Origin of the sequence: Micromonospora sp. NPDC049903 (assembly GCF_044460945.1) — a bacterium.
Lineage (GTDB): Bacteria > Actinomycetota > Actinomycetes > Mycobacteriales > Micromonosporaceae > Micromonospora.
Window position 1 is genome coordinate 54,249 of record NZ_JBITKL010000008.1, and the last position, 19,698, is coordinate 73,946.

Consider the following 19,698-nt stretch of genomic DNA (forward strand, 5'->3'; position numbering starts at 1 on the left):
ACGCCAGGCTACCGGCGAGTAGCCAACGGGGCGGGGCCGCCCCGACGCGCGGGTGGTCGCGTCGGGACGGCCCCTGGTGGTGACTCAGGAGACGCTGATCGTGCCGTTCGAGGCGCGTACGCAGGCCACCGAGCGGACGGCGGTGGCGGCCGCACCGGTCAGGCACTGGCCGAGCACCTGGTGTCCGGCGGCGTTCGGGTGCCACGACTCCTGGCAGGTCTGGAAGTAGGTCACGCAGGTGTTGGCGATCCGCTGGATGGCGATCTTGTCCTTGCCGGAGAGGCTGGTGACGAAGGTGCCGTTGGGCGGGTTGTCCTGCAACCGGATAGGAGTGGCCAGAGTGCCGGTCGGGCTGTTGGTCCGCTCGCAGAGCCGGGCGCCGTCGAAGGCCCGCTGCACGTTGAGGTAGACCAGGTCCGCGCCGGGGAACTCGGCGGCCAGCGTGCTCCGGGTGGAGCTGACGATGGTGCCGAGGCCCTGCGAGAACCGGTGCCCGGGAGCCAGGCTGGCGCGGTGGATCGGGCAGCCGGCCGCGTACCGCTCGGCACCCAGGGCCCGGAACTTGTCCCGGGTGTCGTCCCGGCTGTCCTCGGAGTGGTATCCGGCCTCCAACTCCAGCGGCAGCGGGTTGGTGTAGTCCTGCAACACCACCCGGTGCTGGCCGTCGGCGTCCACCTCGCGCAGCGTGGTCAGGATCTGCCGCACGGCCGCCGTGGTCTCCGCCGTGGCGGCGCTGAGCTGTGCCGGGGTCGCCAGGTCGGCGTCGGTGCACGGCTTCTGCTCCACCGGCCCGTTCAGGTACGCCCAGAACTCCCACCAGCCCGTCCACGCATCCGCGATGAACCGGTTGGCGCACTTCTCGGCGACCCCGCCGAAGGTGAAGGAGCTGTTGTTGGAGCCGAGGCCGATCAGCACCAGGTCGATGTCGTGGGTCTGGGCCACCGTCCGGAGCTGGTCGAGCTGCGCGGCGACCTGACGCCCGCTGGCGCGGGCCGACGAGGCGACGGCGATGTCGTGCGGCTGGCCGCCGGAGCAGGCCAGGTTGAACCGGGCCTGGATGCCGGGCAGCGACGCCTGGTGCAGCGAGGCGTTGCCGGACCGGTGGCAGAAGAAAGCGTCGCTGTTGGGCGCTGTCCACCCCGGGAAGGCCCGCGCGACGCCGGTCGAGTCGACCACCGGCTGGTAGGCCCCGGCGCCTTCGCCGCTGATGAAGCTGTCGCCGAGGGCGACCGCCGCGGTGGGTAGTGCCGCCGCGGCGGGGGCAGACGCGGCGACGGAGGTGGTGACGGCCGCTGTGGCGATGGCCAGGGCCAACGCGGCGGTACGACGCAACCCGGACATGGCTTCCCCATCCGTTCATGGAAATATGAAAGATCCTCTAGAACGGTGATGACATCACGCGGGTGTGACGCACGTCAACCATGGGAAACATGAGTGGCACCGGGACGCCAGGGACGCCGGAGGAGCACCCCCCGCACCACCTGACGCCGACGGCCGGGCATAACCGTGGAGACCCGGACGTTGACCGCGGCAAGGTCCACCAGCAGCGCCGCCACGCGGCGTGCCGCGTGGGTGTCCGCTCGGCTTGTCGGAGCGTGCGGCTACGCTCGCTGCGGCGTGCCCGCGCCGGGCCGACCGCCGACGGTGCGGTGCAGCACATCGCCGAGACCGGGGAGTACGACCAGTTGACCGCAGAGCCTGAGACCCTGTACGGGGCCGACGACCTCACCCACCTCGAGGGGCTGGACGCCGTCCGCAAGCGTCCCGGCATGTACATCGGGTCCACCGACAGTCGTGGCGTGGGCCACCTCGTCAACGAGATCCTCGACAACTCCACCGACGAGGGCGTGGCCGGTCACGCCACGAAGATCGAGGTGATCCTGCACGCCGACGGCTCGGTGCAGGTCGACGACGACGGGCGCGGGATCCCCACCGACGTGCACGCCCGCTCCGGCATCTCCGGCGTCGAACTGGTCCTCACCCGGCTGCACGCCGGCGGCAAGTTCGGCGGCTCCGGCTACAAGACCTCCGGCGGCCTGCACGGCGTCGGCGCCTCGGCGGTCAACGCGCTGTCCCGCCGCTTCGACGTCACCGTCCGCCGGGGCGGCAAGGTGCACACCATGTCGTTCCGGCACGGCGTGCCGGGCATCTTCGACGGCGACGGCCCGGACGCCTCCTTCACCCCCGGCCCGGGGCTCCAGGTCGCCGGCGCGGTCAAGCGCGGCCAGCGCACCGGCACCTCGATCCGCTACTGGTACGACCCGCGCTACTTCGAGACCGGCGCCGCCCTCGACCACGACGCGGTCCGGGCCAAGCTGCGCCACACCGCGTTCCTGGTCCCCGGAGTCAGCTACACCCTGCGCGACCACACCGGCGAGCAGTCGACCGAGGAGCGGTTCCACTACCCGAACGGGCTCACCGACATGGTGGAGTTCCTCGCCCCGGCCGGTGACCGGCCGGTCTCCGGCACCCTGCTGGTCAACGGCGAGGGGACCTATCGGGAGAACGCCGCCGACGCCAACGGCGTGATGCAGTCCAACGTGCAGCGGCGCGCCGAGATCGAGGTGGCCTTCCGCTGGGGCACCGGATACGAGCGCACCGTCGAGTGCTTCACCAACACCATCCGCAACGCGCACGGCGGCACGCACCGTAAGGGCTTCGAGCGGGCGCTGGCGCGTACGCTCGCCGACGCCGTCCGCAACACCCGGGGCCTGCTCAAGGCCAAGGAGGACGCGCCCACGCTGGACGACGTCCTGGAGGGCATGACCGCGGTGGTGCACGTGCGGGTGCCCGAGCCGCAGTTCACCTCGCAGACCAAGGACGAGCTCTCCACCGCCGGTGTGGTCAAGGTGGTGCAGGGCCTGATCGAGCAGCACGTCAAGTCCTGGCTGGACGACCGTAAGACCAAGACCGAGGCCCGGACGGTCCTGCAGAAGATCGTCGACGCGGCCCGGGTGCGGCTGACCCAGAAGCAGCAGAAGGATGCCGCCCGGCGCAAGACCGCCCTGGAGGGCGCGTCCATGCCGCCCAAACTGGTCGACTGCCGCGCCGCAGGTATTGACAGAAGTGAGCTGTTCATTGTAGAAGGCGACAGCGCATTGGGCACGGGGCGACTTGCCCGTTCTGCGGAGTATCAGGCGCTTCTGCCGATCCGGGGCAAGATCCTGAACGTGCAGAAGGCCAACCTCCAGCAGGTGCTGGACAACGCCGAGTGCGCGGCGATCGTGCAGGTCCTCGGCGCGGGGTCGGGGCGTACCTTCGACCTGTCCTCGCTGCGCTACGGCCGGGTGCTCATCATGGCCGACGCGGACGTCGACGGTGCCCACATCCGGACGCTGCTGATCACCCTCTTCGCCCGCTACATGCGACCGTTGATCGAGTCGGGCCGGCTCTACGCCGCGATGCCGCCCCTGCACAAGATCACCACCAAGGGGCGCAACCCCGAGACCATCTACACCTACACGCAGACGGAGATGGAGGCGACGGTCCGCAAGCTCGCCTCGGCCGGCAAGCAGATCGTCACCCCGGTGCCGCGCTTCAAGGGTCTTGGTGAGATGGACGCCGACGAGTTGTGGGAGACCACGATGAACCCGGCCACCCGATCGGTACGCCGGATCACCATCGACGACGTCGACGCCGCCGAGCGGATCCTCGACCTGCTGATGGGGGAGAAGGTCGAACCGCGCCGCAACTGGTTGATCGACTCCGCCGACCGCGTCGACCGCGACGCCATCGACGCCTGACCACCGGGTTCTGGAAGGAAAGCTGAGCCATGGCACGCCGCAAGGACACCAAGGTCGACCACTCCGCGTTCGACCGGGCCGGCGCGCGGATCGTCGACAACCCGCTGGTCACCGAGGTCTCCGACTCCTACCTGGAGTACGCCTTCTCGGTCATCCACTCGCGCGCCCTGCCGGACGCGCGGGACGGCCTCAAGCCGGTGCACCGGCGCATCCTCTGGTCGATGTACGAGCAGGGCTACCGGCCGGACCGGGCGCACGTGAAGTCGGCCCGCATCGTCGGTGACACGATGGGTAAATACCATCCGCACGGCGACGGTGCCATCTACGACGCGATGGTGCGGTTGGCGCAGGACTTCTCGCTGAACACGCCACTCATCGACGGGCATGGAAATTTTGGGAGCCCAGACGACGGACCGGCAGCTTCGCGTTATACCGAGGCTCGGATGTCGCGGGAGGCGATGCTGCTCGTCGGGGAGCTGGGTGAGGAGACCGTCGACGTCGAGCCCAACTACGACGGCTCGCTGACCCAGCCCACCGTGCTGCCGGCCGCCTTCCCCAACCTGCTGGTCAACGGCGCGTCCGGGATCGCGGTCGGGATGGCGACGAACATGATCCCGCACAACCTCGGCGAGGTCGTCTCGGCGGCCCGTTGGCTGATCCGGCACCCGAACGCCACCCTCGACAAGCTGATGGAGTTCGTGCCCGGTCCCGACCTGCCCACCGGTGGTCTGCTGCTCGGCCTCGACGAGGTGCGCCGGGCGTACGAGACCGGGCGGGGCGTGGTGCGGATGCGCGGCAAGGTGGAGATCGGCCCGCTGGAGGGCAGCCGGGGACGGCAGGCGATCACCGTGGTCGAGTTGCCGTACGGGGTGGGCGCGGAGAAGGTGATCGCGGCGATCACCAACGAGGTGAACAAGACCAAGCGGCTCACCGGGATCGCCGACGTCAAGGACCTGACCGACCGGGAGAACGGCACCCGCCTGGTGGTGGAGTGCAAGGTCGGGGTCAACCCGCAGGCGCTGCTCGCCGACCTCTACCGTCTCACCCCGTTGGAGCAGTCCTTCGGCGTGAACAACCTGGTGCTGGTCGACGGCCAGCCGCGCACCCTGGGGCTCAAGGAGCTGCTGGAGGTGTTCCTGGCGCACCGCTACGAGGTGGTGACCCGGCGCAGCGCCTACCGCAAGCGCAAGCGGGAGGAGCGGCTGCACCTGGTCGACGGCCTGCTGATCGCGCTGCTCGACATCGACAAGGTGGTCAAGCTGATCCGGGCCAGCGAGGACGCCGCGGCGGCCAAGAGCGGCCTGATGCGGCAGTTCAAGCTCTCCGAGATCCAGGCGACCTACATCCTGGACACTCCGCTGCGTCGGTTGACCAAGTACGACCGGCTGGAGCTGGAGGCCGAGCAGGAGAAGCTGCGCGGGGAGATCGCCGAGCTGTCCACCATCCTGGACGACGAGAACGTGCTCAAGAAGGTCGTCTCCGACGAGCTGGCGGCGGTGGTGAAGCAGTTCGCCGCACCGCGCCGGACGACCCTGGTCGACGGTGACCTCAAGGAGGTGCTGGCGGCGTCCGTGCCGGCCGGGCCGCTGGAGGTGGCCGACGACCCGTGTCAGGTGATCCTGTCCGCCACCGGGCTGGTGGCGCGGACCGCCGCGGAGTCGGAGGAGGCCGCCGAGGGGCGGCGTCGGCACGGCCGGGTCAAGCACGACGCGGTACGCGCGGTGGTGCACTCCACCGCCCGGGGCCGGGTGCTGCTGGTGACCAGTGCGGGGCGGGCGTTCAAGGTCGACGTGCTGCCGCTGCCGGTGCTGCCGGAGCAGGCCGGCACGGTGTCGTTGCGCGGCGGGATGTCCGCGGCCGAGCTGGTGCCGCTGGAGCCGGGGGAGACGGTGGTGGGGCTGGCGCCGCTCGGTGCGACCGCCGAGGGCTCGCCCGGTCTGGCGTTGGGCACCCGGCAGGGTGTGGTCAAGGTCTGTGCCCCCGACTGGCCGGTGCGTGCCGACGAGTTCGAGGTGATCGGGCTGCGTGCGGGTGACGAGGTGGTCGGGGCGACCTGGCTGACCGACGGTGCCGAGACGTTGGCGTTCCTGACCAGCGCGGCGTCGTTGTTGCGCTTCCCGGCGGGCACGGTGCGTCCGCAGGGGCTCAAGGGTGGCGGCATGGCGGGGATCGCGCTGCCGGGTGACGCTCAGGTGGTGTACTTCGGTGCGGTGCGCACCGACGATCCGGAGCACGGCGAGCCGATGGTGGTCACCTCCACCGGGGGGACGGTGAAGGTGACGCCGTTCGCGGCGTACCCGGTGAAGGGGCGGGCGACCGGCGGGGTGCGGGCGCAGCGGTTCCTCAAGGGGGAGACCGACGTGGTCGTCGCCTGGATCGGTCCGCGTCCGGTGGGCTCCACCGCGAACGGTGAGCCGGTCGAGTTGCCGGCCGCCGATCCGCGCCGGGACGGCTCCGGTTTCGCCGTGATGCTCGGCCCGACGGTGGTCGGTCACCAGATCGACCGCGACTGACCTGGCTCCGGCCCGGTCAGGTGTCGCTCAGGCGACGCCGGCCGGGCGGAACTGGACGCTGACCCGGGGGCCGACCGGGCGGGCGGTCTTCGGCACGGCGTGTTCCCAGGTGCGTTGGCAGGAGCCGCCCATCACCACCAGGTCACCGTGCCCGAGCGGGAAGCGCAGGGCGGTGCCGCCGCCGCGTGGGCGCAGCAGGAGTTGGCGGGGCGAGCCGAACGAGACGATGGCGACCAGGGTGTCGGTGTGCGCGGAGCGGCCCAGGGTGTCGCCGTGCCAGGCCACGCTGTCGCGGCCGTCGCGGTAGAGGCACATGCCGGCGGTGACGAAGGGCTCGCCCAGCGCGTCGGCGTAGTGCCGGGTCAGCGTCTCCCGGGCGGTGGTCAGCACCGGGTGCGGCAGTGCCCGGCCGGCGGCGTACCAGCAGAGCAGGCGGGGCACGTCGACCTCGGTGTCGTACATGGTGCGGCGTTCGGCCCGCCACGGCACGTCCCGCAGGAGCACGTCGAGGACCTGGTCGGAGCCGTGCACCCAGCCGGGCTGGTGGTCGACCCAGGCGCCGTGGCTCAGCGGGTGCCGGCGCATCTGGCCGGCCAGTGGCCCGAGTGTCGGGGGCGCGTCGGTGACGTCGAGCATCGACGGTTGGTACACGGCCTGCGACATGAGGCCACCCTAGCAGGGATTTAGTACACCTGTGCGATCCATTGGTGGTCGAGGGCGTCGAGCATCGCGTCGACCACCCGGCCCCGCCCGCGTCCGTCCACCGCCGCGTGCGCCCGGGTGGAGAGGGCGGCCCGGCGTACGCCGCTTTCGAGCAGCTCGTCCAGGAGCCGGACGGCGGCGGCCCGGGCGGTGTCGTCGGCGATGAGGTCCGGCAGCTCGCCGAGTCCGGCGGCCAGTCCGGCGGCGGCCACCCGGTGGTACGACTCGCGTTGGTTGTCCACCACGCAGACCAGCGCCGACGGCGCACCCAGGCAGCAGAGTTCCCAGGTCGAGGTGCCGGCCGCGCTGACCACCAGGTCGGCGGCGGCGATCAGGTCGGGCAGGGCGCCGGTGGGCGGCACCGGCCGCAGCGACTGACCTGGTCCACTGGTCAGTGCGGTGAGTCGCCCGGCGACCTCGGGCCGCCCCACGACGACGGTGAGCGTCATCGGCCGCCCGGTGGCCAGCAGCAGTTCGGCCAGCACCGGTGCCGCTCCGGCCGCGTCGGTGCCGCCGAAGAAGGCCAGCACCGAGGGCCGGTCCACCTGCGCCACCGGGCGCGGCGTCGCCGGCCGGGCGGCCAGCACCGAGTCGCGCAGCAGGGCGTACGCGCTGCCGGCCAGCAACCGGCCGGAGGTCACCATGTCGGCGCCGAAGTTCTGGTCCAGGAACAGGTCGGCGTCCTGTCCCCGGGTGTCGCCGTCGACGACTGCCAGGGTCAGCACCCCGGACTCCCGCAGCGCGCCGGCACCGGCCGGATCGAGGTCGTACGAGTCGAGCACCAGCACGTCCAGGTCGTGCCGACGGGCCGCGCGGACCAGCCCGTCCGGGGTGTCCGGGCCGGGACGCAGCGGGATGCCCTGGGCGGTGAGGTGACCGACCGCCCAGTCGACGCCGGTCACCGTGCCGAACACCTCGACGGTGGCGCCCCGGGACAGCAACTCCTCGCCGAGGGCCAGGCAACGGACCAGGTGCCCGACGCCGCGTTGCGGGTCCGCGTCGCAGCGCAGACCGACCCGTACCGTGCTCAGCATTCCTCCAACCGCTTCTGCCGCACCTCGGCGTTGAGCGCCCGCACCTCCGGTCGCCCGTCGAGCCAGTCGGCGAGCGTGGCCAGCGGCACGGCGACGTCGCCGAAGTGCGCGGCCACGGCGTCGACCAGCTGCCAGTCCGGCTCGGTGTCGAGGGTGAGCCGCAGCCGGGACCGGTCCGGCGTGAGGGTGACCCCGAGCACCCGGAAGCGCTCCGGGTGAGCGTACGCGTACGAGGTGACGTGCACCCGGTCGTGGCCGGTGGCGAGCTTGTCCACGGTCCGCAGCGCCTCTGCGCGGATGATCTCCACGTCCAGGCCGCGCGGCAGCGTACGGGTGATCGACGTGCTGGCGTAGTCCAGTCCGGGCACCGCCCGGTACACCGAGGCGACCAGCGCGACGATCTCCGGGTCCAGCAGCGGGCAGTCGGCGGTGAACCGCATCACCGCGTCGCCCGGGTGGGCGTCGAGCGCGCCGACGAATCGGGTCAGCACGTCGTCGACCGGTCCCCGGTGCCAGGCCACCCCGAGCCGCCGGCACTCGGCGACCACCGCGTCGTCGCCGGGGTCGGTGCTGGTGGCCACCACCAGGTCGGTGAGGACGCCGCTGTCCTGCGCGGCGCGTACCACCCGGCCCAGCACGCTGCGTCCGGCCAGTGGGCGCAGCACCTTGCCGGGCAGCCGCGAGGAGCCCATCCGGGCCTGCACCACACCCACGATCCGTTCGGTCACGACCGCTCCGTCCGCTTCGGGTCCGGCTGTCTGGGCGTGAGCGCGGCGCGGGCCCGGCGCTTGGCGGCCCGTGCGCCCCGGCGGGCCAGCCGGGCCGGGGTGACGGCGAGCCGACCGACCTTGTAGCTGAGCGAGCCGCTGAGCAGGTTGATCGTCGCCTCGGCCCGGCGCAGCGCGCGTTCCCGCGAGGTGAGCAGTTCCTCGGTCCAGGTCAGCAGCGCCGCCATCCGGGTGTTCTCCTCGCGTTGGCGTCGCCACGCCTCGTGGAGCTGCTGGTAGCTGCGGGGGCCGGACGGCGGGTCGGTCGGGGTGACCGCGTGCAGGTGGGCGTCGAGGTCGGCGCGTCCGGCGGCGTCCAGCCCCCGTTGCGCGGCGCCGACGGCGGCCTCGGTCTCCACCGCCGCGTCCACCACCGCGCGGTCGAAGTCCCGCCCGGCCACCCCACCGAGCACCACGGTCAGCCCCGCCACGTCCAACGTGGACGTCCACGGGTGGGCGTACCCGCCGGTGACCAGGTCGGTGGCGAAGCGCCACAGCGTCCGGGCGAGCACCACGTCGACCGGCAACGGGTCGCCGGCCCGCCAGCTCGGATCGAGCACCGCGAAGCGGTCACTGGCGACGACCAGGTTCTCCGCCCCGGCCAGCGCCGCCGCCCCGCCGAGCCGACCCTGCTCGGCCTGCCCGGAGAGCCAGTCGGCGTACCCGCGCAGCAGGCGGCGCAGCAGGGCGGTGTCGCGGCGCAGGCAGCCGTCGAGCAGCAGGGTGCGCAGCAGCCGCCCGTCCGGGACCGGCCAGTCCGGTGCCGCCGGGTCGCGGTGGGCGGCCTGCCGGCTCGCGTACGGCGCGGTGGCGGGCGTGGTCGGTCCGGTCGGTGCCGTGCCGCGCCACCGCCAGCCCTGCGGACCGTCGACCACCTCCAGGACCGGACCGTCGGTGCCGTCGGAGCGGACCAGCGCCACCGGCAGCCCGTCGAAGACCGGGCCGGGTGTGTCGGTGCCCCGCTGGGCGAGCACCAGCCAGCACGGGGCCAGCTCGGTCGCCTTGCCGGCGTGCAGCGCGTCCACGGCCAGCCGGGCCGGATCGGCCAGCACGAACCGGCCGTCGAACCCCTCGGCGCAGCTGCGCTGCACCAGCGCGTCGAACAGCCCGGAGTCGGTGTGCCGGGTGAGCCGGTCCGTCGCCAGCAGCGCGGTGGTCAGGTCCGGCCGGGGATATCCGGCGTAGCAGCCGCCCGCCCGCAGCCCGGCGTCGGTCAGCCGGACGTGGAGCTGGTCCAGACTGGCCGGGCGGTCCGCGTCGAGCGCCCCGCCGACGCTCCACGCCGCGTCGGCGCGGTCGGCGTACCAGGGGGAGTCGGCCACCAACCGGTGTACGCCGAGCGGGTTGTCCAGCCGCAGCAGTAGCGTCCCGCCGGGGCGTACGGCCGCCGCCAGCCGTCGCAGCCGGGCGTCCCACCCGAGCCGGGGGCCCTCGACCGACTCCATCGCGTCCAGCCCGGCGGCGGCGAGCACCAGGTCGTACTCCTCGTCGGCGGGCAGCCCCGCCACACCGGCCACCACCACCCGGTCGACCTGACCGGCGAGCGCCGCCGCGTCGGGGTAGCCGCGCAGGAGCGCGGTGATTCGGGTGTGCGTCAACGCCTTCCGTACCGCCGGGTCGTGCGGCCCGGCCAGCAGCACCCGGGCGCCGTCGGGCACCAGCCGGGCCACCAGCGTGGCGAGCGGGCCGGCGTCGGCCGCCTCGTCGGACCAGGCCGGCATCTCGCCGCCGGGCAGCGTCACGGCCGTCTCGGTCGTCACGTCGTCTCCTCGTCCGGGTTCGCCCAGCCCAGCAGTTCGCGTAGGGCGGCGGGCGGGTAGCGGTGGTCGGTGCCCAGTTCGGCGCGGGTGATCTCCTCGGCGGTGGCCAGGTGCACCCGTTCGCCGTGCAGCTCCGGCCACTGGCGGCGGATCCGGGCGGTGCCGCCGAAGGTGGGGTCCTCGTCGGACAGCGTCATCGGGTCGCCGTACACGGCCGGTTCGCACCCGGCCGCGACGCCGTAGAAGATGGCGCTGGTCAGCCGGTTCGACGCCACGCGCCGGTGGCGGCGCAGCTCGTCGAGCTGCCGGTCCAGGAACAGCGGGTCGGTGTCTTTCCACCAGTGCCCCCGGTAGCCGTGGCAGACGACCCGGAACCCGGCGTTCTCGTAGAGCCGGCGGACCCGACGCATCCGGTGCTCGTGCCAGTAGAGGCAGATGGTGACCGGGCCGGGCTCGGTGTCCCGGATCCGGGCGATCAGTTCCCGGTGGTCACCGGTGACGTGCTGCCCCTCCCACCCGTGGAACGGGTACCAGATGGTGCCCTCCCGCTCGGGCGCGGGCTCGGCGGCCCGCATCGCCAGCAGGTACGCGAAGGGCGCCCCGATCACGGTGACGTTGCGCCGTCCCACCGACCAGGCCCGTCGCCGGGTCTGCTCCGACCAGAGCAGGCTGGGAGCGCGGTCCGCGTACGGGTGGCCGGGCGCCAGCCCGTCGCCGATGTTCCAGCCGTGCTGGACGTACCCGTCGATCCGGGGTGGATGCCCGTCGCCCAGCCCGGCGTAGCGGGCCAGCACGTGTGCGTGCCCGTAGAAGTGGTTCGCGTGGTGCATCGGGTCCTCTCAGGCGGCCGACCGGACCCGCGTGCCGCGCAGTGCCGTGGCGAGCGCCTCCACGACCCGGTCCTGGTCGACGTCGCGCAGGCCGGGATAGAGCGGCAGCGACAGTTGCTGGGCGTAGAACGCCTCCGCGACCGGGTGGGCGCCGCGCCGGTGGCCGAGGTCGGCGAAGAGCGGGTGCCAGTGCACCGGGATGTAGTTGACCTGCACGCCGATGCCGGCGGCGCGCATCCGCTCGTACACCTGTCGACGGCGGCCGTCGCGCACCCGGATCGGGTACAGGTGCCAGGCCGGTGCGGCCCAGTCCCGCCGACCCGGGGTCAGCACGCCGGGCAGGTCGGCCAGGGCCTCGTCGTAGCGGGCGACCATCTCGGCCCGGCGGGCCAGGAACGCGTCGAGGCGGCGCAGTTGGCTGCGGCCGAGCGCGCAGAGCACGTCGGGCAGCCGGTAGTTCAGCCCGTACGAGTGGACCTCCTGGTGCCAGCCGCCCTCGTCCGGCCACCGCTGCTCGTCGGGTTCCCGGACCAGTCCGATGTTGCGGAACCGGCGGGCCCGGGTGAGCAGCTCCGGATTGTCGGTGACGATCGCGCCGCCCTCGGCGGTGGTCATGTTCTTGGTGGGGAAGAACGAGAACGTGGTCAGGTCGGCGAGCGTGCCGACCGGCCGACCCCGGTAGGTGGCCCCGATCGAGTGCGCCGCGTCGGCGAGCAGCGTGGCGCCCGTACCGTCGATCGCGGCGCGCAGCGCGTCGTAGTCGGCCGGGTGCCCGGCGTAGTCCACGGCGGCGACGACCTTGGTCCGCTCGGTGACGGCGGCGGCCACCGCGGCCGGGTCCAGCGTGTACGTCTCCTCCTCGACGTCGGCGAAGACGATCCGCGCGCCCAGCGCCAGCGCGCTGCTCGCGGTCGCCACGAACGTCGTCGGCGGCACGATCACCTCGTCACCGGGACCGACACCGGCCGCCGCGTACGCCACGTGCAGCGCCGCCGTGCCGTTGGAGACCGTCGCCACCCCGGCGCCACCGGCCCACCGGGACAGCTCCGCCTCGAACGCGGCGACCTCGGGGCCGGTGGTCAGCCAGTCGCTGCGCAGCGCGGCGACCACGGCGGCCACGTCCTCCTCGGTCACCGACTGCCGACCGTACGGCAGCATGCTCATGCGGCGAGGGCGGTGAGGCCGAGCATGGCGCGCAACTGCGGGACGGTGAGCCACTCGTCGTTGGTGTCCGACTGGTACGCGAAGCCGTCCGACACCGGCTCGCAGTCGACCGGCGGCTGGTAGCCCCAGGTGGCGATGGTCGGCTGCACGATGAACCGGTCCTTGGCGATCAGCGTCCGGCGGCTGTCGTCCGGCGCGATCATCTCCTCGTGCAGCTTCTCGCCCGGACGGATGCCGATCTCGTGCGTGGTGGCGTCCGGGGCGACCGCCTCGACCAGGTCGAGGATGCGCATGCTGGGGATGCGCGGCACGAACAACTCGCCGCCCTGCATCTGGTCGAACGAGTCCAGGACGAACTGCACCGCCTGGTCCAGCGTGATCCAGAACCGGGTCATCCGCTTGTCGGTGATCGGCAGGCTGCGGCCCTCGGCGGCGAGGCGGCGGAACAGCGGCACCACCGAGCCCCGGCTGCCGACCACGTTGCCGTAGCGCACCACCGAGAAGCGGGTGGGGTGCTGGGCCGCGTAGTGGTTGGCGGAGACGAACAGCTTGTCGCCGACCAGCTTGGTCGCGCCGTACAGGTTGATCGGGCTGGACGCCTTGTCGGTGGAGAGCGCGATGACCTTGCGTACGCCGGCCTCGATCGCCGCGTCGACGACGTGCTGCGACCCGGTGATGTTGGTGGCGATGAACTCCGAGGGGTTGTACTCGGCGGTGTCGACCTGCTTGAGCGCGGCGGCGTGCACGACGTGGTCCACCCCGTGCATGGCCCGGGTCAGCCGGTGCCGGTCCCGGATGTCGCCGATGAACCAGCGCAGTCGCGGGTCGTCGCCGAGTTGCTGGCGCAGCTCGTACTGCTTCAGTTCGTCACGGGAGAAGACCACCACCCGGGCCGGGTCGACCTCGTGCAGGAGGTGCCGGAGGAAGGTCCGGCCGAAGGAACCCGTGCCCCCCGTGACGAGGATGGACGATCCGTTCAGCTCGCTCAATGTGGTGCTCCCGTGGTCGTCGGTGAGCCGGCGACGCCACAGCCGGCCGGGTGGGAACGCTAAGGGCGGTGGGTTAACGCGCTCACGCCCTGCGGTTAACCTGGGCCGCTGGGGCCGTGAATGACCGGCACCGTCGGGCACGATTCCGGCGGTGCCGGAAACAATTTACGAACGTTGCGTGAACGCGACGTGGACGGCTCGCCCCGTCAGTTCTGACGACGATTGTCGCGCTCCAGCGAAATGGGGACGACGGTGATTTCCCGGCCGTCGTGGACCTCGGTACGACCGACGCCCTCGACGAAGCGGAAACGACGGTTCATCTGACGTACCACGGTGTTGTCGGCGAGCACCTCGCCGTCGAGGCGGTCCAGCGTCAGCACGTCGAAGGCGTACCCGACCGCCGCCCGCATCACGGCCAGCCAGACAGGCAGCGTCTCACCCCGCGCGGCCAGCCCCTCGGCGTCCAGATAGAACCCCCACGACCCGGTACGCGGACCGTCGAACCGCAGGTCGAAGAAGGTGACCGCGCCGCAGGGCACCCCGTCGTGCAGGTAGGTCAGCACCCGACGGGTGGGGTCGCTGCGGACCGCGTCCCACCACCGTCGGTGCTCCTCCGGACCGATCAGGTGGCTGGTCTTGCTGACCTGTCGATTGACGTCCTGATTACGCCAGGACAACATCAGGTTAACGTCGTCCCCGGTGGCGTCCCGCAGCACGTACCGCTCACTTTCTGTTCGTATTTTCAGGGTCTTCGGGCACCCTAATCGCGATTCCTGTGGCTGTACACTCCGCGGCATGACGGAATTGAGTCGCGCGCAGATTCGCGACCTCATGGGGCAGGTGCTGGCCAACCAGGGCAAGGCGCTGCCGGACGACGACGCGGCGGATCTGCGGGAGATCGGTTTCCGGTCACTGGACTTCTCCGAGCTGGCCCTGCGGGTCGAGGACGTCACGGGTGAGGAGCTGAACTTCGACGCCCCCGGGTTGCGGCGCATCGCCACCGTCGGCGACGTCCTCGACTTCCTCGCCGACCTCCAGCGGCAGTGAGCGTGCGGACCGCCGCGCGCCTCGGGGCGTACCCGGCCGGTGTGGACAACCGCGTCGTGGTCGGCGGCAGCGTGCTGACCTGGCGGGACCTGCCCGAGCCGGCCCTGCCGGACCCGGTGGCGGTGCTCGCGTACTCCGCCCGCGACGCGCTCGCCGCCGCTCGGCACCACGCCGTGCACGGCACCGAGCTGCTGCTCGCCAGCGCCGCCCGGGTCGACGCCGGGCTGCGGGACGAACTGCGGGCCGCCGGCTTCACCCTGACCGCCGCCGACCCGACCGTCGCCCTCGCTCCGACCTGGCCCCGACCGGCCGAGCCCGGTCGACTCTGGTTGTTGACCTCCGGCACCACCGGACGTCCGAAGCGCGTCGGGCACACGCTGGAGTCGCTGACCACCGTCCGCGGCGCGCAACCGGGCCGCACCTGGCTCTGCCCGTACGCCCCCGGCACGTACGCCTGGTGGCAGGTGGTGACGCTGGCGTTGACCCAGCCGGGGCAGCACCTCGTGGTGGTGGAGCCGGAGCAGCTCGACGACTGGCCGGCGCTGGCCGCCGCACACGGTGTCGACGCCGCCTCCGGTACGCCCACCTTCTGGCGTCGGGCGCTGCACCGCGATCCGGAGGCGTTGGCGCGGGTGCCGCTGCGGCAGCTCACCCTCGGCGGGGAGCCGGTCGACCAGGCGGTCCTGGACCGGCTGCGGGAGGTCTTCCCGGCCGCCCGGATCTCCTGGATCTACGCCTCCTCCGAGGTCGGCGCGGCGATCGTGGTGCACGACGGGCGGGCCGGGTTCCCGGTCGAGTGGCTGGACCGCACCGTCCCCGGACGCCCCACGATCGGCCTGCGGGACTCCGAACTCGTGGTCACCTCGCCGTACCACGGGGTCGGTCTGGCCGGCCCGGTCCGCACCGGGGACCGGGCGCAGGTCGTCGACGGACGGGTGCTGATCACCGGGCGGCTCGACGCCGACGAGATCAACGTGGGCGGCAGCAAGGTCTCCGCCGGCCTGGTCCGCGACGTGCTCACCGCGCACCCCCGGGTGGCCTGGGCCCGGGTCACCGGCCGCCGCGCCCCGCTGCTCGGGCACATGGTCGTCGCCGAGGTGGTGCCCGCCCCACCGGTGTCCGGCGCGACCGGACCGGACCTCGACGAGGCGGCGTTGGTGCGCTGGTGCACCGACCGGCTGCCCGAGTACGCCGTGCCCCGCCGGATCCGGCTGCGCGCCGAGATCCCCGTCAAGGAGACGTTGAAGAGCGATGTCTGACACCCCCGTTCCCGTCCCACCGTCCACCGTGGTGCTCGTCTCCGGCGGCTCCCGGGGCCTGGGCCTCGCCATCGTCACCGACCTGCTCGACGCGGGGCTGAAGGTGGCCGCCTTCGCGCGTGCCGTCACCCCGGAGTTGGCGAAGCTCGCCGAGACCCATCCGGACCGGGTTCACGTCGACGCGGTCGACGTCACCGACCGGGCCGCCACGCAGGCGTTCGTACGGGCGGTGGAGGACCGGCTCGGTCCGGTCGACGGTGTGGTGAACAACGCGGCGGTCGGACAGGACTCGCTGCACGTACACACCGCCGACGCCGACATCGCCCGGATCGTCGAGACCAACCTGACCGCGCCGTTGCAGCTCACCCGGCTCACCGTGCGGCGGATGCTGGCGCAGGGACGGCGCGGGCGGATCGTCAACGTCACCTCGATCTGCGCCCAGCGCGGCTTCCCCGGCCTGGTCGCGTACTCCGCCACCAAGGGCGGGATGGACGCCGCCACCCGCTCGCTGGCCCGGGAACTGGGCGGCCGGGTCCTGGTCAACGCCGTCGCGCCGGGCTTCTTCGCCTCGGAGATGTCGGCGGTGCTCGGGCCGACCCAACTGGACCAGATCGTGCGCCGCACCCCGACCGGCCACCTGACCGAGCCGCACGAGGTGGTGCCGGTGGTGCGGATGCTGCTCCGCGACCAGACCAACATCAACGGCCAGGTCATCGTGGTCGACGGTGCGGCCTCGATCTGACCCGGGCACCGTGTCCTCCCGCGTCGCCGTCGGCACGCCAGGACCGTCGGTGGCCGCGCTCCTCGCCGCCGCGCCGCGACACCTGCGCGTCGCGTCGGCCACCGAGTCGGGCGACGCCGTCACCCGCAGCCACCTGGCCGACGGACGCTGCGTCGGGTGGTACGCGCCGTCGATCCCGGGCTGGCGAGTCGCGATCGACGCCGAGTACGCCGCTGCCCAGGTGCCACCGATGCTGGCGCACCGCTTCGGCACCGCGAACTTCTGGGCCCGGTGGACCCGGACCGAGTGCGTGGCCAAGCTCGCCGACGTGCCGATGGTCGCCCTGTGGCGACAGCACGGCCTGAGTGCGCCGACCGGCACCGTCCGGCTGTGGCGCACCCTGATCCTCAGCCCTTCGGGCCGTGCGGGAGAGGTCGGCCCGGTGGACCGGGCCGGGCTCTCCGACCTGGTGGTCACCGTCGCCTTCGCCCCGGGCCTCGCCGCTCCCGACCCGGGCCTCGCATCTCCCGACTAGGACCTTGCGGCTCGCGGCTCGGACCTTGGACCTTCCGGCTCGGACCTCGGACCTCCCGGTCGGGGCCCTTTCGAGCTGAACCGTCTGTGCTGTCGTGTCACCGACCGCTCGGCCCCACCTGATCGAGGCCAGGGCGGACTGCCGGGCTTCGGGCGCTGTCGGAAACCCCTCAGCGGCACCCCGGGCCTTGGCCCGATAGCTGTCGGCCAACACCACGCCACCCCCGACGAGCACCGCGCGGTCGACCCGGATGCCGAACGGTCGCGGCAACAGCGCCGGGCCGTAGCCCTCGGCGAGGATGTCGGCGGGTCGGCGGCCAGGTCGCTGTGGGAGACGCCAGGCCCAACGGTCAGATCAGGTCCCAGCTCAGCGGGGTACCCCGGGCGACGTCGGTGGTGAAGCGACGGCCGAGGACCCGGTCGATCTCCACCGGGTGCAGCCCGCCGGCGGGCCGGATCGAGCGCACGGTGGCGGCGGTGACCTCGTCCCCGGCCCGCACGTCCGCCACCACATAGAGCGAACGGCGGAAACGTAGGCCCTCCCGCTCGGCGGGGGTGGGGCCGACGGCGGTGCCGCCGAGCGCCGCGTACGCCCGCTCCGACTCGACCACCAGCGCGGCCAGCTCGGACGGGTCCAGCGAGAAGTCGGAGTCCACGCCGCCGTCGGCGCGGTCCAGCGTGACGTGCTTCTCGATGAAACAGGCCCCGAGGGCCACCGACGCGACCGGCACGCCGATGCCGGGCGTGTGGTCGGAGAGGCCGACGGGTACCCCGAACGCCTCGGCGAGCACCGGGATGCGGCGCAGGTTGCTGTCGGCGGGCGGCGCCGGGTACGAGGCGGTGCAGGCCAGCAGCACGATCCCACCGGCACCACCGTCGCGGGCGGTGCGGACGGCGGCGTCGATCTCGGCCAGTGTGGCCATCCCGGTGGAGATGACCATCGGCTTGCCGGTGGCCGCGACGAGCCGGATCAGCGGCAGGTCGACCAGCTCCGACGAGGCGATCTTGTACGCGGGCGCGTCCAACTCCTCCAGCAGCTCCACGGCCGAGGCGTCGAAGGGGGAGGAGAAGACGGTCAGGCCGTGCTCGCGCGCCCGGTCGAAGATCGGCCGGTGCCACTCGTACGGGGTGTGTGCCTGCTCGTAGAGCCGGTAGAGGTTCTGCCCGCCCCACAGCTCGTGCCCGCCGGAGATGCGGAACGCCGGGGTGTCGACGTCGATGGTGATCGTGTCGGGTCGGTACGTCTGGAGCTTGAGCGCGTGTGCGCCGGCCGCCGCGACGGCGTCCACGATGGACAGTGCCCGGCCCAGGTCACCGTTGTGGTTGCCGGACATCTCGGCCACCACGAAGGGGCGCTCTCCGGCGCCGACCAGGTGCGGGCCGATCTTCAAGGTGGTCATCGTGATCCGTTCTGGCGAGTCCGCACCAACGGGCGGGGCGACGTGGGGTCCGGAGTGCCGTCGGGCGGGGCCGGGGACGCGGCGGACACCGCGGCGGTCGAGGTCGATGCGGCGGGCGCGGTCGGGGCGGCGGGCGTCGCAGCACGCAACCGGGTGGCCATTCGGTGGGCCCGGCGCAGCGCGGCGTACGCCAGGTAGCTGTCCCGGCCGACGAGGCGGTGCTTGAACCCGACCACCCCGCCGGGCCGGGGATACCCGCGCTCCGGCAGGTACCGGCGGTAGTGCTCGGCGACGCGCCGGAAGAAGTCGCGCCGCAGGTGCGGGTGCAGTCGGTCGTCGTTGCCCACCACCACCAGGAAATGGTTCACCATCAGGTCGAACAGTTCGCTGTGCCAGCGCCCGTCCGGGTACCGCTCGTGCCGCCAGGCGAAGAGGCGATCGTACTGGTCGAAGGCGTCGAAGTGTCGGCCGCTGCGGGTCGAGGTGATGGCGCCCTGCCGCCCCTGGCGGTACAGGTAGCAGACCCGGTCCAGCACCGAGATGCGCTCCGCGCCGATCAGCAGCGGGTGGCTGAACGGGATGTCCTCGTACCAGCCGGGGTGGAAACGCAAGCCCAGCTCGGCCAGGAACTCCCGGCGGACCACCTTGTTCCAGGCGGTGTGCTGCACCCGCAGCAGCCGGGGCCGGTCGGCCAGCCGCAGCACGCCGGGAGTGTCCCGCAGCAACCGGCTGCTGGGGTCCTCCTCCTGGCGACCGCAGTCGTGCACCCGCAGATGGTCGATCATCATCACGTCGGGGCGGTCGGCCCGCAGCCGGTTCAGCACCGCCGGGATCGTGCCCGGCGGCAGCCAGTCGTCGCTGTCGACGAACCACACGTACCGGCCGGTGGCCACGTCCAGCCCGGCGTTACGCGCCGGGCCGAGGCCGACGTTGGTGTCCAGGTGCCGCACGCGTACGCCCGGGCGCTCGGCCGCGTACGCGCGCAGCAGCTCTCCGCACCCGTCCGGCGAGGCGTCGTCCACCGCGACCAGCTCCACCTCGGCGGCCCGGTCGGCCGGGACGTCGCCGCGGATCGAGTCGAGGCACTGTTCCAGGTACGCCTCGACGCCGTAGACGGGTACCACGATGCTCAACAGCGGCGCGTGCGTCGGCGCAATGACCACGCGGCAACCATCGACCGCCCGGGTGGACGGTCCTGGAACCTGACGTGGCCGTCGGTGGTGAAGTGCTTGAAC

General features: G+C 72.6%; 17 protein-coding genes. 6 read left to right on the forward strand and 11 right to left on the reverse strand.

Going from position 1 to position 19,698, the window contains the following annotated elements; translation table 11 throughout:
• Positions 1-84 precede the first annotated feature (84 nt).
• Positions 85-1,341 (reverse strand): hypothetical protein, encoded by a 1,257-nt coding sequence (locus ACIBO1_RS15295; RefSeq protein WP_396746262.1) that lies wholly within the window; start codon positions 1,339-1,341, stop codon positions 85-87.
• A 344-nt stretch (positions 1,342-1,685) separates the two neighbouring features.
• Between ACIBO1_RS15295 and ACIBO1_RS15300 the strand changes: the two genes are divergently transcribed.
• Positions 1,686-3,743 (forward strand): type IIA DNA topoisomerase subunit B, encoded by a 2,058-nt coding sequence (locus ACIBO1_RS15300; protein ID WP_396746731.1) that lies wholly within the window; start codon positions 1,686-1,688, stop codon positions 3,741-3,743.
• A 29-nt stretch (positions 3,744-3,772) separates the two neighbouring features.
• A complete protein-coding gene (locus ACIBO1_RS15305; protein WP_396746265.1) occupies positions 3,773-6,256 on the forward strand; it encodes a DNA topoisomerase (ATP-hydrolyzing) subunit A in 2,484 nt (827 codons plus the stop codon).
• Between the two features lie 27 nt (positions 6,257-6,283).
• Here the strand turns inward: ACIBO1_RS15305 and ACIBO1_RS15310 are convergent, their stop codons facing one another.
• The 8 genes from ACIBO1_RS15310 to ACIBO1_RS15345 all read right to left on the reverse strand — a co-directional run bounded on the left by ACIBO1_RS15310 (position 6,284) and on the right by ACIBO1_RS15345 (position 14,218).
• On the reverse strand, positions 6,284-6,919 hold the full coding sequence (locus ACIBO1_RS15310; RefSeq protein WP_396746268.1) for an alpha-ketoglutarate-dependent dioxygenase AlkB: 636 nt from the start codon (positions 6,917-6,919) through the stop codon (positions 6,284-6,286).
• Between the two features lie 20 nt (positions 6,920-6,939).
• Entirely contained in the window at positions 6,940-7,989 is a 1,050-nt protein-coding gene (locus ACIBO1_RS15315; RefSeq protein ID WP_396746734.1) for a PseG/SpsG family protein, read from the reverse strand.
• Positions 7,986-8,720 carry a cytidylyltransferase domain-containing protein gene (locus ACIBO1_RS15320; RefSeq protein WP_396746271.1) on the reverse strand — a complete coding sequence of 245 codons (735 nt, stop codon included), beginning with the start codon at positions 8,718-8,720 and terminating at the stop codon, positions 7,986-7,988. The genes ACIBO1_RS15315 and ACIBO1_RS15320 overlap by 4 nt, the downstream gene beginning before the upstream one ends.
• Entirely contained in the window at positions 8,717-10,519 is a 1,803-nt protein-coding gene (locus tag ACIBO1_RS15325) for a class I SAM-dependent methyltransferase (protein WP_396746274.1), read from the reverse strand. The genes ACIBO1_RS15320 and ACIBO1_RS15325 overlap by 4 nt, the downstream gene beginning before the upstream one ends.
• Positions 10,516-11,349, reverse strand: coding sequence for a hypothetical protein (locus ACIBO1_RS15330; protein WP_396746277.1), 834 nt, complete (start codon positions 11,347-11,349; stop codon positions 10,516-10,518). The genes ACIBO1_RS15325 and ACIBO1_RS15330 overlap by 4 nt, the downstream gene beginning before the upstream one ends.
• A 9-nt stretch (positions 11,350-11,358) precedes the next feature.
• Positions 11,359-12,507: a DegT/DnrJ/EryC1/StrS family aminotransferase gene (locus ACIBO1_RS15335; RefSeq protein ID WP_396746736.1), complete on the reverse strand. Its 1,149-nt coding sequence runs from the start codon at positions 12,505-12,507 to the stop codon at positions 11,359-11,361.
• 2 nt (positions 12,508-12,509) lie between these two features.
• The gene (gene pseB, locus ACIBO1_RS15340) at positions 12,510-13,502 is read right to left on the reverse strand and encodes a UDP-N-acetylglucosamine 4,6-dehydratase (inverting) (protein WP_396746280.1); all 993 of its coding nucleotides are present in this window, start codon (positions 13,500-13,502) and stop codon (positions 12,510-12,512) included.
• Positions 13,503-13,708: 206 nt separating this feature from the next.
• On the reverse strand, positions 13,709-14,218 hold the full coding sequence (locus ACIBO1_RS15345; RefSeq protein ID WP_396746283.1) for a GNAT family N-acetyltransferase: 510 nt from the start codon (positions 14,216-14,218) through the stop codon (positions 13,709-13,711).
• 79 nt (positions 14,219-14,297) lie between these two features.
• Here ACIBO1_RS15345 and ACIBO1_RS15350 point away from each other — a divergent pair, with 79 nt between their 5' ends.
• Genes ACIBO1_RS15350 through ACIBO1_RS15365 form a run of 4 tightly spaced genes read left to right on the forward strand, consistent with a single transcriptional unit; the run spans position 14,298 to position 17,064 of the window.
• Positions 14,298-14,549 carry an acyl carrier protein gene (locus tag ACIBO1_RS15350; protein ID WP_396746286.1) on the forward strand — a complete coding sequence of 84 codons (252 nt, stop codon included), beginning with the start codon at positions 14,298-14,300 and terminating at the stop codon, positions 14,547-14,549.
• A gap of 2 nt (positions 14,550-14,551) precedes the next feature.
• Positions 14,552-15,808 (forward strand): AMP-binding protein, encoded by a 1,257-nt coding sequence (locus ACIBO1_RS15355; RefSeq protein ID WP_396746289.1) that lies wholly within the window; start codon positions 14,552-14,554, stop codon positions 15,806-15,808.
• On the forward strand, positions 15,801-16,550 hold the full coding sequence (locus tag ACIBO1_RS15360; RefSeq protein WP_396746292.1) for an SDR family NAD(P)-dependent oxidoreductase: 750 nt from the start codon (positions 15,801-15,803) through the stop codon (positions 16,548-16,550). The genes ACIBO1_RS15355 and ACIBO1_RS15360 overlap by 8 nt, the downstream gene beginning before the upstream one ends.
• Before the next feature lie 49 nt (positions 16,551-16,599).
• Positions 16,600-17,064: a hypothetical protein gene (locus ACIBO1_RS15365; RefSeq protein ID WP_396746295.1), complete on the forward strand. Its 465-nt coding sequence runs from the start codon at positions 16,600-16,602 to the stop codon at positions 17,062-17,064.
• A gap of 349 nt (positions 17,065-17,413) precedes the next feature.
• Here ACIBO1_RS15365 and pseI read toward each other — a convergent pair whose 3' ends face one another.
• On the reverse strand, positions 17,414-18,463 hold the full coding sequence (gene pseI, locus ACIBO1_RS15370) for a pseudaminic acid synthase (protein WP_396746298.1): 1,050 nt from the start codon (positions 18,461-18,463) through the stop codon (positions 17,414-17,416).
• A complete protein-coding gene (locus ACIBO1_RS15375) occupies positions 18,460-19,626 on the reverse strand; it encodes a glycosyltransferase family 2 protein (RefSeq protein ID WP_396746301.1) in 1,167 nt (388 codons plus the stop codon). The genes pseI and ACIBO1_RS15375 overlap by 4 nt, the downstream gene beginning before the upstream one ends.
• Positions 19,627-19,698 lie beyond the last annotated feature (72 nt).